This window comes from Streptomyces sp. NPDC054841 (genome assembly GCF_053611045.1).
This window is the reverse complement of record NZ_JBSGZO010000022.1, coordinates 23813-44152: the sequence shown is the minus strand read 5'-3', so window position 1 is coordinate 44152 and position 20340 is coordinate 23813. Positions and strand designations below refer to the sequence as shown.

Below are 20340 nucleotides of genomic sequence, written 5' to 3'. Positions count from 1 at the left end.
GAGATAGATTCCGATCGCGGATTCCTCGACAATGGGGGTGACTCCTTCCGGGCCGTGCAGATCGTGAATCGTATATTCGAGGAAACCGGTAAGGAAATCGACTATCTCGACGTCCTGGAGGCGCAGAGCCCAGGTGCCTTGAGCCGCCTCCTGGCGTCCGCGCCGTCGGGGCGATGAGCCCCGTGTCGGTACACGACACGACTGCCGCGCACGCACCGGCCCGCGCAGCCGAGCAGGTGCCGCCCCGGGCCCACGGGCGCCTCGCGCCCAACCAGGCCGATCTGTACATGGCGGACCGTACGGCGGACAGTGCCGCCACTTATCACGTCTGCTTCGCCTTCCGACTGGAGCGCGGTGCAGACCCGGTCCGGTTGCAGTCGAATCTTGATCGGATGCTGGAAATGCATCCCCTTCTCGGGTGCCGGGTCCGCGAGACACCCGAAGGCTTGTTCATGGAACCCGCGCAAATGGCCCTGCGCATACGCCATTTGACTTTGCCCTTGCCTGCGGACGGCCCCGCCGCTCGCCGACGAATAAGGCATCTGTGCGAACGCCCGCTGGATCCCCTGCACGGTCCTTTGCTGCGTGTGGCGCTGTTACCCCATGCTGACGGTTCGGCCGATCTCCTGTTCGTGGCACACCACTTGGTGGTCGATGAGGGATCGGTGCAGCTGATGGGAGCTCAACTCCTCGACCTCGACGCGAGCAAGCCGCACGAGTCGTATGCCACTTGGGCGGAGAACGCTCACGTCGCGCTGCACTCGGCAGCGGACCGGGTAACCGAGCTCAAGTCCGAACTGGAAACGGCCGATTGGGCGCCGGACATGACCTGGGCCCGCGGTGAGCCGGGCCGATCGGCGGCCGACGTGAGCACCGAGGGCGGCAGCGTCGACGTGCGTATGGAACCCGCCGCATGGGGCCGCGTCCGTGCCGCCGCCTCGGAACGGTCCATCACCCCCTACTCCCTCGCCCTGGCCGCTGCCGGCCTGGTGCTGGCCCGCAACAGCGGAGCCGCCCGCCCGGTACTGGGGGCGACGGTGTCACGGCGCTCGCCCCGGCACGGTGCGACCATCGGATACTTCAACTCGACGGTTCCCATCCCCGTCGAGACATCTGGCGACCTGACCGTCGCCTCCTTCCTGCGCCAGACCCACCAGCGGAATCTGCGCGCGTACCGCGACGCCGCCGTCCCGCTCTCCGCCGTGCTGCCCGCCGATGCTCCGAGCGGACCTCGCATGGTCGTCGTCCCCGTGCCGTCGATGCCGACGCTCCAGGACGCGCACACCGCCTACCCGGCCCGGGCGGTGTCGGAGGCGACCACCGCCCAGTTCCCCCTCGCCCTGTACCTGCACGAAGAGGCTGACGGTTCCCTGCGTGCCGTACTGCGCTACCAGCGGGCGATCGTCGATGCCGGCGCCGCCGAGATGTTCGGCCGGCAGTTCCGCAGCACACTCGACGCCCTCGCCGTCCACGAGCCCGAAGGCTCCCTCGACCAGGTCACGACCCTGGCGCAGGTCGACAGGGCTCAGGTGATGCGCCACAGCCAGGGAACGTTCGCCGAGGGCGTCGAGACGGCCTCGATGACGCTCCCCGCGCTCTTCGACGCCCAGGTGCGCCGAGCGCCGGGACGCGCAGCCGTCACGTACGGCTCAACGGGCATCGACTACGCCGAGCTGGACGCCCGTGCCACCGGTCTCGCCCGTGCACTGGTCGAACAGGGCGTCCTTCCGGGCGACCGTGTCGGCGTGTGCCTGCCACGCGGCATCGATCAGGTCACCGCGCTGCTGGCCGTGCTCAAGTCCGGTGCCGCCTACGTGCCACTGGATCCCGACTATCCCGCCGAACGCCTTGCCTTCATCGCAGAGGACACCTCCCTGCGGATCGCGGTCGGCGACGCGTCTCTCCTGGAGCACATCCCGGCGCTGTACACGGTCCCCGTCACGGCGCGAGCGTCCACCCCCACGGAGCTTCCTGAGATCCAGCCGGACGCCATCGCCTACATCATCCACACCTCGGGATCGACGGGAAGCCCCAAGGGCGTGCGGGTCTCCCATCGCAACGTGGCGTCCCTACTGGCCGCCACGGTCCGGGAGTTCGGGCTGGGACCGCAGGACGTGTGGACACATTTCCACTCCTTCGCCTTCGACTTCTCGGTCTGGGAGATCTGGGGGTGCCTGCTCACCGGCGGCCGGCTCGTCGTCGTGCCCCACGCCGTCTCCCGTGACCCGGAGGCACTGCACCGGATGCTGGTGGCCGAGTCGGTCACGGTGTTCAACCAGACTCCGTCCGCCTTCACCCAGCTGGTGGCAGCCGATGCCTTCGCCGACGGCGGCCTGGCGGTACGCCTCCTGATCTTCGGTGGAGAGGGCCTCGATCCCGCGGTGCTGCTGCCCTGGTTCGACCGGTATCCGGAGAGCCGCTGCCGACCGGTGAACATGTACGGCATCACCGAAACCACCGTGCACTGCACCTGGTACGACCTGACCCGCGCCGACGCGCTGCGCGGCAGCTGCCCGGTCGGACGGCCCCTGCCCGGATGGCGGTTGTACGTCCTGGACGCGCACGGCCGACTGACGCCCCCCGGCGTCGCGGGAGAGATCCACGTAGGCGGGGCAGGGGTCAGCGCCGGTTATCTGGACCGCCCGGAACTGGACGCCGAACGTTTCGTCACGGGCCTGATGGCCGACGCTCCCGAAGAACGCCTCTACCGCAGCGGCGACCGGGGCCGGTTCCTGCCCGACGGAAGCCTGGAACACCTGGGCCGCCTCGACGACCAGGTCAAGATCCGCGGCCACCGCATCGAACTCGGTGAGATCCGCGGCACCCTCCTGGCGGACCCACGCGTGCGGGCGGCGGCGGCCGTCGTGCGGCGCCCGGGCGACGCGGCGACTGCACGCGTGGACGCCTATGTCGTCCTGTCCGCACCCGGCGACGCCGTGGACGACATACATCGCCACCTTGCCGACCGTCTGCCCGCGCACCTCGTGCCGGCCACACTGACGTCGGTTCCCGAACTCCCGCTCACGGCGAATGGCAAGCTCGACCCGAGCCGTCTGCCCGCACCCCGCACACAAGCGCCCACCCCGCGGACCGGGGAGCCCACCGCTGCCGCCGCCTCCCAGGCCGCCGCGCCCGACGACGCGCAGCTCGCGCTGCAGATCGCGCAGATCTGGCAGGGCGTTCTGGAGGTCCCCGTCGGCGTCGACGACAACTTCTTCACTCTCGGAGGCAACTCGCTCCTCGCCGTCAGGCTGAGCGCTGCCCTGAAGGAGCAGGGCTTCGCAGGAATCCAATTGCGGAGCATCTTGCGCAACTCCACCCCGCGTCGCCTCGCCGACGCTCTCACCGACCGGAGGAGCAACCCATGACAACGGCGCTGGACCTGGAAGGCGGCGACGGCACCGTACCGGAGAACGCCGTTGCCGTGGTGGGCATGGCTCTGCGGGTGGCCGGCGCCTCCGACACTGAGACATTCTGGGCGAATCTACTCGCCGAGCGGGTGACGCTGCCCGCCGCACTCGCCGAAACCTCCCTGGAAGGGCGGCTCGTCGCCGGTCAGATCGACCGTTTCCAGGAGTTCGACGCGGAGCTGTTCGGCATGTTCCCCGCCCACGCCGCGGCCACCGATCCGCAGCACCGGGTGCTCGCGGAACTGAGCTGGGAGGCTCTGGAGGCGGCCGGGCTCGATACACTCCGCTCCCGGGACAAGGTGGGCGTGTTCGTGGGCAGCGGCCCCGACGCCTACCTCCACGACAATCTGCTCCACGATGCCTCGGTGGTGCGCGGGCTGGGCGAGGAGCAGCTGCGGCTGGGCAACTCTCGCGACTACCTCGCTGCCGCGCTGTCCTACCGCCTCGGTTTCACCGGTCCCAGCCTGACCGTCCAGAGCGCGTGCTCGACCTCGCTGGTGGCGGTCCACCAGGCCGTGCGCAGCCTGCTCACCTACGAGTGCGACATCGCCATCGCAGGTGCCTGCACCGTACATCCGGCGGCACGGCCCGCCTACCCCTACGTCGAGGGCGGCATCGTTTCCCCCGACGGCCGCTGCCGCAGCTTCACCGCGAACAGCAACGGCACCGTGCCCGCCAGTGGCGCCGGAGTGGTGGTGCTGCGCCGGGCCGACGACGCCCTTGCCGGTGGGCTCGGCCGGCCCCGGGCGTACATCCTGGGCAGCGCGGTGAACAACGACGGTGCGCTGCGGATGAGCCTGACGGCACCGAGCCCCACTGGCCAGGCGGAGGTCATCCGGGAGGCGCTCGAATCGGCTGGACTGGACCCCGGCGACATCGGCTACGTCGAGACCCACGGCACCGGCACCGCGCTCGGCGACCAGGTCGAACTCGCCGCTCTGGCAGAGGTGTACGGGGAGGACTCCGGCGAACGGTTGGCTCTGGGCAGTGTGAAGCCGAACGTGGGCCACTGCGACACCGCCGCGGGAGTGATCGGCCTGATCAAGACCGTACTCGCGGTGGAAAGCCGAACCCTTCCGCCGACCCCCGCCCAGCCGGGGGACGGGCCGGACGTGGATCTGGGCTCGCCCCGTTTCCGCCTGCCCAGGCGGGCCGAGGCCTGGGACGACAAGGCTCCGCGGGCCGCGGCTGTGAGCTCTTTCGGCCTTGGTGGGACGAACGCCCACGTGGTGGTCGGCCCTGCCGACACCACGCCGCTGCCCGCCACCGGCGAGGGCCCTGGGCATCGAGTGGCGGTGCTCTCGGCGGCGACCGACCGGGCGCTGCGCGACAAGGCACAGGCGCTGGCCGAATGGCTGGAGGGCCCGGGGGCCACTACGGAGCTGCCCGATGTCCTTGGCACCCTGTGGCACGGGCGGCGACAACTCGCGCACCGCAGGGCCGTGGTACTGCCCGAGGACGAGGCGCAGGCTCGTGCGGAGCTCGGGGAGGCGCTGCGGAACCCGGGTTCCACGGGTGGGTCGCGGGCTGCCGGATCCGACCCGCAGGTCGCCGTCGTACTGCCCGGCCAGGGCACGCGACTGGCGGGCGTCGGCGCCGGACTCGCGCGCTTCGAGGAGAGGTTCGCCGAGGACCTCGCCGAGCTGCACCAGGTGATTCTGCGGGCCGGCGGCCCCGACCTGCGCGACGCGCTGAACTGGGCGCCGGATGACGCTCGACTGCTCGACACGGCGGTGGTCCAGCCGCTGCTGTTCGCCCTGGGCCTGTCCGCTCTGCGGCTGCTCGACCGGCGCGGGGCCCGCCCCGGCATCCTCCTGGGGCACAGCGTGGGGGAACTGACGGCAGCCACCTACGCCGGGGTCTTCACGCTGGAGGAGGGGGCGGCCGCCGTGATCCAGCGCGGGGCGCTGATGGGCGCAGCCCCCGGGGGCGCCATGCTCGCGATCGGCGCCGGGCAGGACACCGCCCTTCAGCTGATCTCCGGGCTGCCGGCCGACATCTGCGCGCTCAACGCGGTGGACAGTACCGTCGTCGGTGCGGACGTCGTCACCATCGACGAGGTGGAGCGGCGGTGCCGTGAGGAGGGCGTCAACACGACGCGCCTTGCCACCGCACACGCGTTCCACAGCCGGGCCATGGACGAGGCTGCGACCGCGTTCGAGAAGTTCCTCACCGGTCTGTCGCTCTCCGCTCCGAACCTGACGGTCCTGTCCAACCTCACCGGGGATGTGCTCTCCGCCGAGGAGGCGTGCGATCCGGCGTACTGGGCCAGCCAACTGCGCGGTACCGTCCGCTTCGACGAGGCGGTCCACACCTTGGCCGCCGCTGCTCCGAGTGTCGTGGTGGGAGCGCATCGAGGCCCGGCGACCACCAACCCGCTGCGGCAGGTTCTGCGCAGGTCGGGCGTTGCCGCGCAGGTCACGGACCTGCTGGGCTCGCGCACTCGACCCGAGGCCCTGGCGTACCAGGACACGTTGGCCGCTTTGTGGGAAGTGGGCTGCCCGGTGCACATCGATGTGCCGGAGCCGCGCCGCGCCGTCCGTCTGCCCTCCTACCCGTTCGCCGCCACCCGGCACTGGGTCGACGCACCTGCCGAGGTGCCCTCCGCCCCGGCTGCGTCCTGCGCCGCGCCGATGGCCACCGCGTCGGCGGAGACGTTCGCGGCACCCGTCACCGAGGGTGGCGCGGACCTCGACGTGAGCTCGGGCGCGGGCCACGTGGCACAGACCGTCAAGGCGATCTGGCAGGCCGCGTTCGGGGGGCCCGAGATCCGCGCAGAGGACAACTTCTTCACCCTGGGCGGCAGTTCGCTGCAGGCCGCGCATGTCCTGACCCAGGTGAACGAGGCGCTTCTCGTCAACGCCAGCCTCTCCGACCTGTACGGGAACTCCGACCTCGGCGCGTTCACCGCCCGGATCGAGGAGCTCCTCGCGGTGCGCAACGACGACGAACTGCTGCAACTGCTGAGCGAAATCGAGGCCGACCAGTGAGTGACCTGTCCGAGCGCCTGGCAGCGCTCTCTCCCGAGCAGCGCCGTCTGCTCAACACCAAGATGCGCCAGCGGGCCGCCGTGGACGACCCACAGGAGGGCGGCGCGGCCCCGGTCCGGCACAGCCTGTACTTCTTCGCCAGTGCCCGCGCCATGCGGCCGGACGCGTACTACCGGTTCGTTCGTGAGGCGTCGGCCCAGGCCGACCGGGCAGGCCTGCACGCGATCTGGCTGCCGGAGCGGCACTTCGTCGACTTCGGGGGGCTCACGCCCAACCCCGCCGTGCTGGCCGCCACGGTGGCCGCCCAGACGGAACGGATCCACATCCGGGCCGGCAGCGTCGCAGCCCCGCTGCACCATCCCGTGCGGATCACCGAGGACTGGTCCATGGTCGACCAGCTCTCCGGTGGCCGGGCCGGCGTCTCCTTCGCCAGCGGCTGGCACCCGGACGACTTCGTCCTGGCCCGCACGCCGTACACCGAGCGCCGGGACACCACGCTGCACATCATCGAGCAGGTGCGAGCGCACTGGCGCGGAGACGCGGTGGAGCATCCGACCACCGCGGGCGGTGAGGTCGCGGTGCGCACCCGTCCCGAACCGGTCCAGGCCGAGCTGCCGGTGTGGCTCACCGCTGCCGGCTCACCGACGACCTTCGAGGCGGCCGGACGCGCTGGATACGGAGTCATGACCGGTCTGCTGGGCGGACCGCTCGAAGTCCTGCGGGAGAACATCGGCCACTACCGCCGGGCCTGGCGGGAAGCCGGCCACGCCGGCTCCGGTGACGTCGTGGTGATGGTGCACTCGCACGTGAGCCCGCGCGAGGACCTGGAGTCCTTCCTGCGCCCCGCCATGCACGCCTACCTGCGTGACTTCCGCAGGCAGACCGACACCACGGAGGCGGACAGCGAGGTGCTCCTGGAGAGCGCCTACCTCAACTTCCTCAACGGCTCCTCCCTGCTCGGCTCCCCGGCCAAGGCGCGATCCGTCCTGCGGCGGATCGCGGAGGCCGGCGCTGACGAGGTCGGTCATCTCGTGGACTTCGGGTTGCCCGCCGAGGACGTCCTGGCCGCCCTGCCCGAACTGTTCGCCCTCTCCGCCGTGGAGCAGACCCGATGACCGGACCGGACACCGCCTCCCTCGAGGCCAGGCTCGCTCGTCTGGCACCCGACCAGCGCGCCGCCCTGGCGGCGAAGCTGGCCGCCCGGCGCGAGGGCAAGCCCACGCTGCGCCGGCGGCCCGGGCCCCGGGACACCTTCCCCCTGGGCATGGACCAGGAACGTCTGTGGGTTCTCGACCAGCTGTATCCGGGAACCACCACCTACACCCTCGGCTTCGGGCTCCGCTTCATCGGGGAGCTCGACCGAGAGGCGTTCACTCGTGCGGCGAACGCTGTGGTGGCACGGCACGAGCTGCTGCACAGCTCGGTGGAGATGGACCAGGGACGGCCCGTGCTGCGGCTGCATCCCGAGCGCGGAGCCGATCTGACCTTCACCGACCTGTCGGAGGGGCCCGAGGAGGAGCGCGAGGACCGCCGCAACCGGTTCATCAAGGAACAGGCGGAGATCCCCTTCGATCTGAGCCGGGACCCGGTGCTGCGGATCGGGGTGGCCGACCTGGGGGGTGACCATCAGGTCGTCCAGACCATGCCGCACTCCTTCACCGACCAATGGTCCTACGTCCGGCTCAACAAGGAACTCCTGGAGTTCTACCGGGCATTCAAGGAGGGCGACGAGCCGAAGGTCCCGGACCTGCCGGTGCAGTTCGGCGACTGGGCGCAATGGCAGCGTGACATCTTCGCCGGTCCGCAGGGCGATCGGCACAGGGCCTTCTGGCGGGATCACCTCGCCGGCGTGCCTGAACGGCTGCCGTTGCCCTACGACTTCCCCCAGGACACCACCGATCACAGCGGGCGGCAGTACAACTTCGTGCTCGATCCCGAGGTCGCCACCGCTTTCGCCGCACGGGCCAGGGAGTCCCGCAGCACGGTGGCCAACGCCATGGCCGGGGTCTACGCGACGCTCCTGTTCGAGGAGACCGGCGAGCGCGACATCATCGTCGGGGTACCGAGCGTGACCAGGTCGGAACCGGCCGTTCAGGACCTTGTCGGCTTCCTGCTGACCAACCTGCCCCTGCGGGTGCGGATACCCGAGCGGCCGACCCCGGCCGGGATCCTGGCCGCTGCCCAGGCCGCGGGCTCGGCGATCGCCGGACACCATGAGGTCCCCTTCGGGGAGATCGTCAAGGCCGCCGCCCCGGAGCGTTCGAACCTGGGCTATCCCCTTCTGCAGACCATGCTGGTCCATCTGGACCTGGAGGACTCGGTGTTCTACACGGTGCCGGGGGCCCGTATCTATGCCAACGCCGTCAACGAGGGCATCTCGTCGATGGACATGACCATCGCCTGGTGGCAGGTGAGCGATGTGATGTTCGGGCGGATCGAGTACCGCACCGCCCTGTTCGAGGCGTCGACCATCGCCCGGCTGTCCCGGCGTCTGCTCCAGCTGGTCGAGCTGTTCGCGAAGGCCCCCGACACCCCGCTGGTCGCGAGGATCGCCGCTGGTGAACGGGACCGGGTGGCCGCCCTGTGGTGCGAGGCGCTGGGGGTGCGCCGGGCGGAGCCGGACGACACGTTCGAGGGGTGCGGGGGAAGCCCGTTGGCGGCGGCCCGGCTCACGCGTGCGCTGCGCGAGGCGGGCCACCCGCCCGAGGGCGGGATCCACCGCCTGACGACGCTCGGCGAGCTCGTCGAGGGCCTGCCTGAGACCGCCCCGGTGTCCGCCCGCCTTCCCACCGCGGGGAACGACGATCACGTGCCGGGACGCCTCGATGTGTCCGCGGATTACTTGGAGCGCCTCTTCTCACAGGGCAGTGGCGTGCGACAGGAGAACCCATGACAACCACGGAGCAGGACGGCCATCCGCTGCCGGCCGCCACTGTCCGGCGGCGGCCTCTCGTCCTTCTGCTGGTCGCGCACTACCTCTCCGCGTTCGGCAACGCCGTGACCGTGGTGACGGTCCCGCTGTACGTGTTCGGCCAGACCGGCAGCTCCGTGTCCACGGGCCTGGCGGGGTTCGCCAACGCCCTGCCCCTGGTGTTCGCGGGGGCTGTCGGCGGCGTTTGGATCGACCGCATCGGCGGACAGCGCATGAGCGTGGTCTCCGACCTTCTGGCCGGTGTGCTGATCGGTGTCGTTCCCCTTCTCAACGACACACTCGGGCTGCCCCTTCCCGCCTTGATGCTGTTGCTCTTCGGCCGCAGCATGGTCGCCACCCCCGCCTCGGCCGCCCGTATGACTCTGGTCAAGCCCCTTGCCGAGCAGGCCGGGGTCCGATTGGAGAGCGCCAACTCGTGGATCCAGGGCGCGCCCCGTCTGGGACTGCTCGTCGGTGCGCCTCTGGCCGGCCTGCTCATCGCCACCACGGGACCGGTCGTCGGCATGTACGTCGACTCCGCCTCGTTCTTCGTGGCCGCTCTGCTCATCAAGATCGGGGTGCCGCGCGGTGAGACAGCCCCCGCCTCCGAGCGCCCCGCCTTCTTCCGGCAACTGTCCGACGGACTGACGGCGACCCGGAAGATTCCCGTGATCGCGGCCATGACCGGTTTCGTGGTCGTCACCAACTTCCTCGACGACGCCTTCACCCCGGTGCTGCTTCCGGTCTACAGCGAGCACGTGCTCGGCGGTGGTCAGTACCTGGGCTGGCTGCTCGCTGCATCGGGTTGTGGCGCCGTGGCGGGCACGTTCCTGTACGGTCCGGCCAGCAAGAAGCTGCTCACCAGCCGCCGGTGGACGCTGCTGGGCTGCTTCGCCGTCATCGGTGTCCTGCGGCTGTGCGTCGCCGCCGAGCCGGGGCCCTTGCTCATGATGCTCATCTCCTTCGGTCTCGGGCTGGCCGCCGGTCCGCTCAATCCGGTGCTGATGACCGTGATGTTCGAAAGGGTTCCCGCAGAACTCACCGGCCGCATCTTCGCGCTGAGCGGGGCTGCCGCGATGAGCGCCGCCCCGCTCGGGATCCTGGTGGCCGGCTGGTCGGTGGACCTCGCCGGTCTGCGGAACACCCTGATCGGTTTCGGCTGCGCCTATCTGGTCCTGGTGCTGATCTCCTCGCGGCTGGCGGCGCTGAAGGACATGGACAACCCTCCGGCATCGTCCGCCGCCCCGGAGACACCGGTGAAGGAGACGGTCCGTGACTGACATGGTCCGCAATGGCCGGATGGAGGGCCTCGTGGCGGTGGTCACGGGGGCCGCGCGCGGTGTGGGGCGCTCCTGCGCCGTGCGCCTGGCGGCCGAGGGGGCCGATCTCGTGCTGATCGACGCCCCCGGTGACATCCCCGGCGTGCCCTACCCACTGGGCAACGAGAGCCAGTTGCTGCACACAACGGCACAAGCCCGCGCCCACGGGGCCGACGTTGTGGCACAGAGCGCGGACGTGCGCGATCTGGACGCGCTGGCGTCCGTGCGCGACCGGGCCCTGGATCACTTCGGCAGGGTCGACGTCCTGGTGAACAACGCCGGAGTCGTCGCTCCCTCGGGGCGTCCCGCGCATCTCACGACGGAACAGGACTGGCTCACGATGCTCGACATCGACCTGAGCGGAGCCTGGCGGATGACACACCTTTTCGCGCCGGGGATGGTGGAACGGCGCTACGGAAGCATCGTCAACATCGCCTCCACCGCCGGACTGGTCGGCTACCGCAACTTCGCGGGCTATGTGGCGGCGAAGCACGGCCTGATCGGGCTGACCAAGGCGACTGCCCTCGACTACGCCTCATGGGGTGTGAGAGTGAATGCCGTCTGCCCCGGCAACGTTCGCGACGAACCCGGAGTAGAGGGGCGCATGTTGTCCGAAGTGGCCCGGGCGCTCGATGTGCCCGCCGAAGGGCACGAGGCGCTCTTCACCGAGCAGCAGCCGATGAACACCCTGGTCGACCCGGCCGACGTGGCGGCCGCGGTGGTCTGGCTGGCCTCCGACGAAGCACGGCACGTCACCGGGAGCACGGTGACCGTCGACGCCGGATACACGGTGCGCTGATGGACGACTTTCACATCGTGCAGCGGCCTGCCTCGGCCGGGGAACGGCAGTTCTGGGTCGCCGAGCAGATCGCTCCGGGCGCCGTCGCGCACCGTGCTGTCGGACACATCCGGCTCGAGGGTCCGGTCGAGTTGGACATGCTGCGCCGGGCGCTGGTCGCGGTCCACGGGCGGCACGAGGCGCTGCGAACCGCCTTCGTCCTGTCCGACGGACAGGTGGTCCGCAAGGTCCTGGCCGCACCCACGACCTCTGATCTGGAGGTACTGCCGCAGGGCACCGGGTTCACCGAGGCCGCCGACCAGTTGCTGGCCCCGGACAGCTTCGACATCGCCGCCGGGCGTGTCCATCGCGCCGCCGTGACGATCGACCCCTGTGGCGCTGAGCTCTATCTGGGGTTCCATCACATCGCTTTCGACGGCCTGTCGATGGAGACCTTCGCCGCCGACCTGGCCCACGCCTACGCACAGGCGCTCGGCGATGCCGTACCCGACCTGGCCGTGCGGCATCGAGCAGACCCTGTTGTCCTGGAGGCGGCACAGAGGGAGGAACTGGCCGCCTACTGGCGTTCCGCTCTCGAAGGTGTCCCTGATCTGCCGGCCGACGGGCCGGTGCTGACCCAGCGGGACATCGTCCGGGCCGCGATCACCGAGCGCCGGGCGACATGGCCTGCCGCCCTGTGGACGGCCGTGCGCGACCGGGCCCGGTTCCATGCCTGTTCTCCCTACGCGGTGCTGCTCACGGCGTACGGCCGGTTGCTGGCCGGGGAGACGGGGGCTGACGACTTCTGCGTCGGCACAGCCGTGGCCCTGCGATCCGCGGAGAACGCGGACGAGGTGGGCTGTCTGATCAACACGGTGCCGGTCCGGCTCCGTGGGCTGGGCGAGCCTGATGCCGTGGACCGGGTGTGGGACGCGGCGATCAGCGGCATCGCCCACGCGGCCCTGGCCACCGACGAAATCGTGCGGGAGTGCCGCAGTCGGCCCGGTCGGCGGCTGCCCCTCTTCCAGACGCTCTTCGCCTTCCAGAACTGGCAGCGAGCGGAGCATGCGGCCGGTCCCGTTCGCGTGTGGACCGTACCGGTGCGCCCCCTGGGCTGCGCCGCGGAGCTTCAGATGCAGGTCGCCGAGACCGCTGAGAGCACGCTGGAAGTGACGGTGCAGGCGCCCGCCGAAGGGCCTTGGGCCGCTCGCCTGGAGCGCGTGCTGAGTCGCTACGGGCGACTGCTCGAAGAACTTGCCACTGTCGAAGGAACCTCATGACCACACGACTGCTGACGCTGCCTCACGCCGGTGCCGGCGCCGGAACCTACCGGTCCTGGCAGCGGTTCGAGAGCGAGTCCCTGCGGCTGCGAGCCATCCAACTGCCGGGCCGGGAGGAGGAGTTCACCTCGCCGCACTACTCGACGTTCGCCGAGGCCGCCGCCGGTACGGCCGAACGGATCCACGCGGCGGCGGGGAAGGACCCGTACGTCCTGTTCGGCCACAGCTTCGGAGCCGTTCTGGCCTATGAGGCGACCCATCACCTGCTGGTGTCGGGCGGACCGCTGCCCCGGCATCTGGTCCTCAGTGGCTCCGTCAGCCCCCGGCGGCGCGGTCCGCAGTGGATCAGCGACGACGACGAGGAAGCCGTGGCCGATCTCAAGCGGGGTTCCGGAGGGGGGCTGGAGGCATTGGACCACCCCGAGCTGCGTGCGCTGCTGCTGCCGACGATCCGTGCCGACATCCGGCTGCTGAGTTCGTACGTGCCCTCCACGCTCGAGCCGCTTCCGGTGCCCATGACGGTGCTCCGCGGCGCGGACGACACGACCGTGCCCGAGGACGAGTGGCTCGACTGGTCGGCCTTCACCTCGGAGAAGTTCGAGTCGATCGAGATGCCCGGTGAGCACATGTACGTCTCCGGCTGTGTGCCCGAGCTGTGGCGGATCATCGAGGGGGTGCTGTGATCGAGGTGCGAAGCGGCGCCCAGGCCCGCCTTCTCGCCCGGGGCGCGGCCTTGCTGCGGCATGCGGATCCGGAGCTGCTGGGGTTGCTGGACGCCGATGTGATGGCGCAGAACTCGACCTTGGCGATGGTGGCGTCGGCGAGCGTAGCGGATCCGTCCGTGCTGGCCGCTGGGGCCGCCGCGCTGTCCAACGTGACGGCCGAAGGCTATCCGGGTAACCGATATCACCCTGGCGCGAGCTGGTTCGACCGCGTGGAGCGGCTGGCCGTGGAGCGGGCGACCGCCCTCTTCCACGCTCGGTACGCCAACGTGCAGCCGCATTCGTGCTCCTCGGCCAATGTGGCCGTACTCGGTGCTCTGCTGCCGCCCGGAGGGACGCTGCTGGCCCTGGAGCTGGACGCGGGCGGTCATCTCACGCACGGGTCCTCGGCCTCGATCACGGGTCGTCACTACCGGGCGGTCCACTACGGCCTGACTCCACAGGGGCGTATCGACCACGACCAGGTGGCCGAGCTCGCGCTCAGGCACCGGCCCGGGGTGATCATCGTCGGTGCCAGCGCCCACCCCCGTACGCTCGACTTCGTCCGCTTCCGGGAGATCGCGGACGCGGTCGGCGCCCACCTGGTTGCGGACATCTCCCACATCGCCGGACTGGTGGCCACCGGCGAGCACCCCAGTCCGATCGACGTCGCCCATGTGACGACGACGAGCACGTACAAGCAGCTCGGTGGACCGCGCGGCGGACTGATCCTCATCGGCCAGGAGCACGACGCACCGGGTCCCGATGGGCGGACCCCGCTGTCCCGGCTGATGCAGCGCGCTGTCTTCCCCCTCTCGCAGGGCACCCCGAACCCTGCGGCGATCGCGGCCAAGGCCCGTGCGTTCGAGCTGGCTTCCGCGCCTTCCTTCAAGGAGACGGCGCGGCTGATCGTGGGGAACGCGCGGGAGCTCGCCGCGGAGCTGGCCCGGCTGGGCCACCGCATCCTGACCGGGGGCACGGACAACCACATGGTCGTGATGGACCTGCGTGAGCAGGGGCTGAGCGGGGTGATCGCGGAACGGGCACTGGAGGAGTGCGGCATCCTCGCCAACCGCAACCGGATCGACGGGGATCTGCGGCCGCCGCTGGTCGCCAGTGGCCTTCGGCTGGGCACCAACATTCTGGCCCAACGGGGTCTGGGCGCGGCCGAGATGCGCGACTGCGCGCGGCTGTTGCACACGGTGCTGGCGGCGACGACCGCCGTGGACGACACCACGTATCGCCTCGCCCCCGGCCTGAGCGCTCGGGTGCGCACCGAGGTGGAAGAGCTGTGCGCGCGATTCCCGCTGCCTCACTATCTCGGCGACGACACTACAGAGGGTGGAGAAAGGCCTTGACGACGACCATCGTCCAGCTTCCGACCGACCGGCCCCGCGGCGTCCGCGCACCGGTCTGCACCGCGATGACGGCTCGGACCCTCCCGCCGGCCGCGGACCCGGCGCTCGCCCTGGGAAGCCCTCTCGCCGCCGATGAGGCGAAGGGGCTTCTCCTGGCCGGATTCGCGGTGGTGTTGCACCGCTTCTCGCAGCAGGACGAGTTCGTGCTCTCCGTACAGGCCGCGCACGGCACACATCTCAGCGGCTTCTCGTTCACGGGCGAGGAGACCCTGTCGGCGGTGACGCGTGCCGAGACCGCTGCCAGGTTCGAGGTGTCGGTGTCGGGCGGTGTCGGCGTGTGCTTCGTCGAAGCCGAAGCCCGGGGGAGTGGCCAGCCACGCGAGGCGGAACTGGTGGTGTTCCCGCCCGACGCGGGCGGCCGGCGGCTGGAACTCCACTACGACCCGCACTTGTTCGAATCGGCCACCGCGGACCTGCTCCTGCGCTGCCTGGAGACCCTGCTGTCCGATGCCGCAACCTCGGCACAGTGCCCGGTCTCCCGGTTGCGTCTGCTTTCGGGGGGCGACGCACACCGGACGCTGGTGGAGTGGAACGACACGGCGACCAGCCTGCCGTACGCCGACGCCTGCCTGCACCGCGCATTCGAGGAGCAGGCCGCGCGCAGGCCCGAGGCCGTCGCGGTGATCCAGGACGGTGAGAGCCTCACCTACGCGCAGGCCGACCAGCGAGCCAATCGGCTCGCCCACCACCTGCGCGGCCTGGGCGTCGGCAGGGATGCGCGCGTGGGCATGTGTCTGGAGCGTTCCGCCGACCTGCTCGTCACCGTGCTCGCGATCCTCAAGGCGGGTGGCGCTTATGTGCCGCTCGACCCGGCCTACCCGGCCGAGCGGCTGTCGACCATGGTCCGTGACGCTGCCTGCACGGTACTGGTCAGCCGGGGCGATCTCACGGCCAACCTGCCCGTCGGCACGGAGGGGAGCCGTCTGGTACTGCTGGACGAGGACGCGCGTGCCATCGGCGCCCGGCCCGTGCATCCGCCGCACACCGACACGGGCCCGGAGGACCTGTGTTACGTCATCTACACCTCCGGGTCCACGGGAGTGCCGAAGCCGATCGCGCTGCGGCACCGGGGTGTGGTCAACAACCTGATGGACCTCAACGCGCGCTTCGAGATAGGGGTGCACGACACGGTCCTGGCCCTTTCGTCGCCCAGCTTCGACATGTCCGTCGTCGAGTTCCTCGGCACCACCGCGGCGGGCGGCACCGTGGTCGTTCCCTCGCCGGACCGGGCCAAGGACCCTCGGCACTGGGCGGAGCTGGCGGTCCGGCACGGGGTCACGGTGTGGAACTCCGCCCCGGCCCTCCTCGAACTGCTCATGGACCATCTGGACAGCACCGACACCGTCCTGGACCGGCTGCGGCTCGTGATGCTCGGCGGTGACTGGGTGCCCGTCTCTCTGCCGGACCGGGTCAGGGCGGTCACCTCGGCGCTGCGGTTCATCGTGCTCGGCGGTGCCACCGAGGCGTCCGTCCACTCCACGGTCTTCGAGGTTTCTGCGGTCTCCGGGCAGTGGACGAGCATCCCCTACGGTCGGCCGATGGCCAATCAGCGTACCTACGTGCTGGACTCGCACCTCCAGCCCGTCCCGCCGGGTGTGACCGGTGAGCTGTATCTGGCCGGAACCGGGCTGGCCCGTGGCTATCTGGACCAGCCCGAGCGCACCGCCGAACGGTTCTCTCAGTGGTCCTACGGGCCGGTGTCCGACGAGCGCCTCTACCGGACAGGAGATCTGGCCCGTTTCGGACCCGACGGGTTGATCGAGCTCATCGGGCGTGCCGACTTCCAGGTCAAGATCCACGGGTTGAGGGTCGAGCTGGGGGAGATCGAGGCGGGGCTCTGTCAGGTGGCGGGCGTCAAGGACGCCGTCGTCGTGGCGCATCCGGACGCTGTGGGCGACCCGCGCCTGGTGGGATACGTGGTTCTGGCTCCGGACGCGGCCACCGACATCGACGTGGACGCCCTGCGCGAGCACCTGGCCGCGAAGCTGCCGCCTTACATGGTGCCGGCGACGGTGCTGGCGCTGTCGGCCCTGCCTCTGACACCGAACGGGAAGGTGGATCGCAAGGCACTTCCGAAGCCGGAGCAGGCCTGCGATCAGACGGAGGACGCCGAGACACAGGAGGCGCTCGCGCCCGGTTCCTGGGAGGAGCACGTCGCCGCCGTGTGGAAGGACGTCCTGGGGATCACCCAGGTTCGCCTCGGGGACGACTTCTTCGCCCTGGGCGGCGACTCGATGAAGGCCCTGCGCACCATGATGCGCATCCATCCCGCGCTGAAGTGGGCGGACATGTACCGCAAGCCGACGTTGCGGGAGCTGGCCGGCCACCTGCGGGAGACGATCGCGAAGGCGCCGGCCTCCGCGGGGACCGGGCCCGACGCGGCTTCGCCGACTGCATCCGGGAACTGAACCGAGAAAGGGACGGCACCATGCGCTGGGCCGATATGTACATCGCCGGCACGGGCCTTCACCTCCCCGCGCGGGAGCAGGCCCTGACGGCCGTCGCCGAGGGCCGCTATGACGCGGACGAATGCGAGGTCAACGGCTATTCCTCCATTGCCGTTTCGGACGGTATGGCCGCGGCCGACATGGCCGTGCGAGCGGCACGCGTCGCCATGGAGCGCTCGGGGCACACCCCTGAGGACATCGCGATGTCCGTGCACTCCTGCCTCCATCACCAAGGGGCGGATCACTGGACGCCCGCCACCTACATCCAGGGCCAGGTCTTGGGGACGGGCGGGCGGGCACCCGCGTTCCAGATCAATCACGCCTCCGTCGGAGGGCTGGCCGGACTCACCCTCGCCCTGTCCCACCTGTACGCCGATCCCACGGCTCGTGCCGCGCTCGTCACGACCGCGGACGGCTTCACCGAGCCGGCGTACGACCGGTACCGCAGCGAGAAGTGGTTCGTGTTCGCGGACGGAGGTTCTGCTGTCGTTGCCTCCCGGGCGCACGGCTTCGCCCGGGTGCTCGCGACAGCGCTGGATTCCGATCCGTCGCTGGAAGAGCTTTACCGTGGTTCGGACGGCTTCAGTGACCGGCCGTACGCGCGGCTGCCGATCGACCTGCGGGCGCGCAAGAGTGGCTATGTCGCCCGGGTCGGGGTCGAGGACATCGCCCTGCGCGAGAACGCGGGACTGCGCAACGTGGTCAAAGCGGCCTTGGACGACGCGGGCGTGACGCTCGACGAGGTGTCGAGGATCGTGCTGCCCAATGTGGGCCGCGCCCTGTTGCAGTGGCAGTACCTGGACGTCCTGGGTGTCGACGTTGAGCGGACGACGCAGGAATGGGGCTCCACGGTGGGCCACATCGGTGGGGGCGACCAGTTCGGAGGTCTGCACCATCTGGTGGAGACCGGTTCCCTCCGCTCGGGCGAGCGTGTGCTGCTGGTCGGGAGCGGTATCGGGTTCAGCTGGGCTTGTGCCGTACTGGAGATCGTCTGATCATGGCCGAGGAACATCGCATGCCGACACAAACGCGCTCGCTCTACGCATGGTTCGACGACTCCGCCCGACGGTACCCGGACCGCCCCGCGCTCGACTTCCCGGACCACAGCATCACCTACGGCGAACTCCGGGCGGCCGCCCTGTCGGCGGCGGCCTGGATCGCGGCGGTACAAGGAACGACACCGCGCCGGGTGGCCCTGATGACCGCACGTACCCCGGATGTCTTCGCCGCATATCTCGGCGTGCTGGCACTGGGAGCCGCCATTGTGCCGCTCAGCCCCGATCATCCGGTACGCCGGAGCGTGGACATGTGCGAATTGGCCGAGGTCGACCTCGTCGTGGCATCGGACGTCACCTCCGCCGCCACCCTCGTCGACGCGGGGCTCAAGGCGCCCGTCGTGGCCTTGGACGCCCTCGGCGACTTCCACGAGAGCACGGGCCGGCCGGCTCCCTCGTCGCCGGCGAACCCGGATGACATTGCGTACATCATGTTCACCTCGGGGTCCACCGGGACCCCCAAGGGAGTTCCGATCAGGAACCGCAACATCTCGCCGTTCCTGGAGTCCTGGATCGCCGCGTACGAGGTGGGCCCCGGGAGCCGTCTGTCCCAGGTCATCGGTATGACGTTCGACGCGTCGGTGTGCGACATGTTCTGCGCCTGGGGGACGGGCGCGACCCTGGTGGTGCCCGGACGTCGGGACCTGCACCGCCCCGTGGACTACATCGTGGACCGCGAGATCACTCACTGGAACTCGGTGCCCTCCGTCATCGCCATCGCCCAGGGACTGGGACATCTCCCCGAGGGCCGGGCCACCGGTCTGCGGCACACCATCCTGGGTGGCGAGCGCGTACCGGCACAGCTGTGCGCCCAGTGGTACCGCGTGGCGCCGAACAGCCTGATCCACACCGCCTACGGGCCCACCGAGGTGGCGATCATGTGCACCACCTACCCCGTGCCGGCCGATCCCGACGACAGGATCGCCACGCCCAACGACGGCACGCCGATCGGCCGGCCGTACCCCGGGGTGGAGATCCTGATCCTGGACGAGGAGGGCTTTCCGGCTGATGAAGGGGAGCTCTGTCTGCGGGGCCCCCAGCGCTTCGACGGATACCTCGACGCCACTCAGAACCTGGGACGGTTCGTCTCCACGCCGGTCGGGAGCGCGGCAGCGGCGCCGGTCGATGAGCCTGTCGTCACCGCGGACCACTGGTACCGCACGGGCGACCAGGTCCGCTGGACCAGCGGTGAGCTGGTGCACCTGGGACGGCTGGACGACCAGGTGAAGATCGCCGGTCACCGCATGGAACTGGGTGAGATCGAGGCCGCACTGACCCGGCTGCCGGAAGTCGAACAGGCGGTCGTCCTCGCCGACCGGAGGTCGGGAGAAGTCGAGCTCGTCGCTGTCTACCGGGGCACCCCGTTGCCCGCGCAGGAGCTGTCCCGGCGACTCCGAGAGCGCCTGCCGCGCCAGATGGTCCCGCGCCGCTACCGGCACGTGACCGAGATCCCGCTGAACGGCAACGGAAAGACCGACCGTCAACGGCTGCTGCTCGAGCTCGGCTGACCGAGGGCACGGAGGGGCACCTCCTCCGCGCCCGGCTCCCTGCCCGTCTCACGGGACGGGGGGCCGGGGCATGGTGGCGGCTCAGGCCCGCGATCCGCGGGCGTCCCACGCGGCGAGGACCGCGTCGTGCTTGTCCTTGTCCAAGCCGACGGGCATCTTGCCCTGAAGGTACTTGGGCCGCGGACAGCCACCGTCGTTGAGTGCTCGCCAGGTGTCCGCCACGGTCTCGGCGACCGGGCGGCAACGCAGACCGGCCGCCAGCGCCTTGGCTGAGGAAGCGGTCCAGGTGCCGGAGACCTCGGGAATGTCCGGCGCCCATAGCGGCACTTCGGTCCACGGGGCCACGTCGTGATCCTGCAGGAACTGCTCGTCGGCCCAGACGAGTTCGGTGTCGGCACCGGTGGCGTCGACACAGGCGCGGAGCAGCTCGCCCATGGTGGTGTTGTCGCGGACGCCGGTGGCCAGGTAGCGGCCGGTGCCTCCCTCGGCGAGCCGGTCGAGAACGAAGTTGGCGATGTCGCGG

Annotated in this window: 13 protein-coding genes and 1 pseudogene; 13 read left to right on the top strand and 1 reads right to left on the bottom strand. The window is 70.3% G+C overall.

All coding sequences use genetic code 11. The features are described 5' to 3' along the window. The first annotated feature begins 3 nt into the window (after positions 1-3). From ACWGI8_RS05530 to ACWGI8_RS05470, 13 genes are read left to right on the top strand one after another with little or no spacing between them, the layout of a single operon-like run. Entirely contained in the window at positions 4-177 is a 174-nt protein-coding gene (locus tag ACWGI8_RS05530) for an acyl carrier protein (RefSeq protein WP_453658803.1), read from the top strand. Further along, entirely contained in the window at positions 174-3368 is a 3195-nt protein-coding gene (locus ACWGI8_RS05525; protein ID WP_453658800.1) for a non-ribosomal peptide synthetase, read from the top strand. The genes ACWGI8_RS05530 and ACWGI8_RS05525 overlap by 4 nt, the downstream gene beginning before the upstream one ends. Next, on the top strand, positions 3365-6400 hold the full coding sequence (locus tag ACWGI8_RS05520; protein WP_453658799.1) for a type I polyketide synthase: 3036 nt from the start codon (positions 3365-3367) through the stop codon (positions 6398-6400). Before ACWGI8_RS05525 ends, ACWGI8_RS05520 begins: the two co-directional genes overlap by 4 nt. Next, complete coding sequence (locus ACWGI8_RS05515; RefSeq protein ID WP_453658798.1) at positions 6397-7515, top strand: MupA/Atu3671 family FMN-dependent luciferase-like monooxygenase; 1119 nt, start codon at positions 6397-6399, stop codon at positions 7513-7515. The genes ACWGI8_RS05520 and ACWGI8_RS05515 overlap by 4 nt, the downstream gene beginning before the upstream one ends. Next, a complete protein-coding gene (locus ACWGI8_RS05510) occupies positions 7512-9293 on the top strand; it encodes a condensation domain-containing protein (protein ID WP_453658797.1) in 1782 nt (593 codons plus the stop codon). The genes ACWGI8_RS05515 and ACWGI8_RS05510 overlap by 4 nt, the downstream gene beginning before the upstream one ends. Beyond that, positions 9290-10591 (top strand): MFS transporter, encoded by a 1302-nt coding sequence (locus tag ACWGI8_RS05505; protein ID WP_453658796.1) that lies wholly within the window; start codon positions 9290-9292, stop codon positions 10589-10591. Before ACWGI8_RS05510 ends, ACWGI8_RS05505 begins: the two co-directional genes overlap by 4 nt. Position 10592: 1 nt before the next feature. Next, on the top strand, positions 10593-11429 hold the full coding sequence (locus ACWGI8_RS05500) for an SDR family oxidoreductase (RefSeq protein ID WP_453658802.1): 837 nt from the start codon (positions 10593-10595) through the stop codon (positions 11427-11429). After that, a complete protein-coding gene (locus ACWGI8_RS05495) occupies positions 11429-12688 on the top strand; it encodes a condensation domain-containing protein (protein ID WP_453658795.1) in 1260 nt (419 codons plus the stop codon). Before ACWGI8_RS05500 ends, ACWGI8_RS05495 begins: the two co-directional genes overlap by 1 nt. After that, on the top strand, positions 12685-13371 hold the full coding sequence (locus ACWGI8_RS05490; protein ID WP_453658794.1) for a thioesterase II family protein: 687 nt from the start codon (positions 12685-12687) through the stop codon (positions 13369-13371). Before ACWGI8_RS05495 ends, ACWGI8_RS05490 begins: the two co-directional genes overlap by 4 nt. Beyond that, positions 13368-14747: a serine hydroxymethyltransferase gene (locus ACWGI8_RS05485; RefSeq protein WP_453658793.1), complete on the top strand. Its 1380-nt coding sequence runs from the start codon at positions 13368-13370 to the stop codon at positions 14745-14747. Before ACWGI8_RS05490 ends, ACWGI8_RS05485 begins: the two co-directional genes overlap by 4 nt. Further along, positions 14744-17215, top strand: a complete 2472-nt coding sequence (locus tag ACWGI8_RS05480) for a non-ribosomal peptide synthetase (protein ID WP_453658792.1) — start codon at positions 14744-14746, stop codon at positions 17213-17215. Before ACWGI8_RS05485 ends, ACWGI8_RS05480 begins: the two co-directional genes overlap by 4 nt. 20 nt (positions 17216-17235) lie before the next feature. Beyond that, the gene (locus tag ACWGI8_RS05475) at positions 17236-18249 is read left to right on the top strand and encodes a ketoacyl-ACP synthase III family protein (protein WP_453658791.1); all 1014 of its coding nucleotides are present in this window, start codon (positions 17236-17238) and stop codon (positions 18247-18249) included. Between the two features lie 20 nt (positions 18250-18269). Continuing rightward, the gene (locus tag ACWGI8_RS05470) at positions 18270-19817 is read left to right on the top strand and encodes an amino acid adenylation domain-containing protein (protein WP_453658790.1); all 1548 of its coding nucleotides are present in this window, start codon (positions 18270-18272) and stop codon (positions 19815-19817) included. Between the two features lie 81 nt (positions 19818-19898). On the opposite strand, the pseudogene ACWGI8_RS05465 reads toward ACWGI8_RS05470, so the two are convergent. Then, positions 19899-20340, bottom strand: a pseudogene (locus ACWGI8_RS05465) (NAD-dependent epimerase); the annotation flags it as partial.

Excerpts from the sequence above, each read along its gene's own strand:
- ACWGI8_RS05510 (WP_453658797.1), top strand. The coding sequence starts at position 7,512 with ATGACCGGACCGGACACCGCCTCCCTCGAGGCCAGGCTCGCTCGTCTG.
- ACWGI8_RS05520 (WP_453658799.1), top strand. The coding sequence starts at position 3,365 with ATGACAACGGCGCTGGACCTGGAAGGCGGCGACGGCACCGTACCGGAG.
- ACWGI8_RS05500 (WP_453658802.1), top strand. The coding sequence starts at position 10,593 with ATGGTCCGCAATGGCCGGATGGAGGGCCTCGTGGCGGTGGTCACGGGG.
- ACWGI8_RS05490 (WP_453658794.1), top strand. The coding sequence starts at position 12,685 with ATGACCACACGACTGCTGACGCTGCCTCACGCCGGTGCCGGCGCCGGA.
- ACWGI8_RS05525 (WP_453658800.1), top strand. The coding sequence starts at position 174 with ATGAGCCCCGTGTCGGTACACGACACGACTGCCGCGCACGCACCGGCC.
- ACWGI8_RS05470 (WP_453658790.1), top strand. The coding sequence starts at position 18,270 with ATGCCGACACAAACGCGCTCGCTCTACGCATGGTTCGACGACTCCGCC.
- ACWGI8_RS05505 (WP_453658796.1), top strand. The coding sequence starts at position 9,290 with ATGACAACCACGGAGCAGGACGGCCATCCGCTGCCGGCCGCCACTGTC.
- ACWGI8_RS05495 (WP_453658795.1), top strand. The coding sequence starts at position 11,429 with ATGGACGACTTTCACATCGTGCAGCGGCCTGCCTCGGCCGGGGAACGG.
- ACWGI8_RS05475 (WP_453658791.1), top strand. The coding sequence starts at position 17,236 with ATGCGCTGGGCCGATATGTACATCGCCGGCACGGGCCTTCACCTCCCC.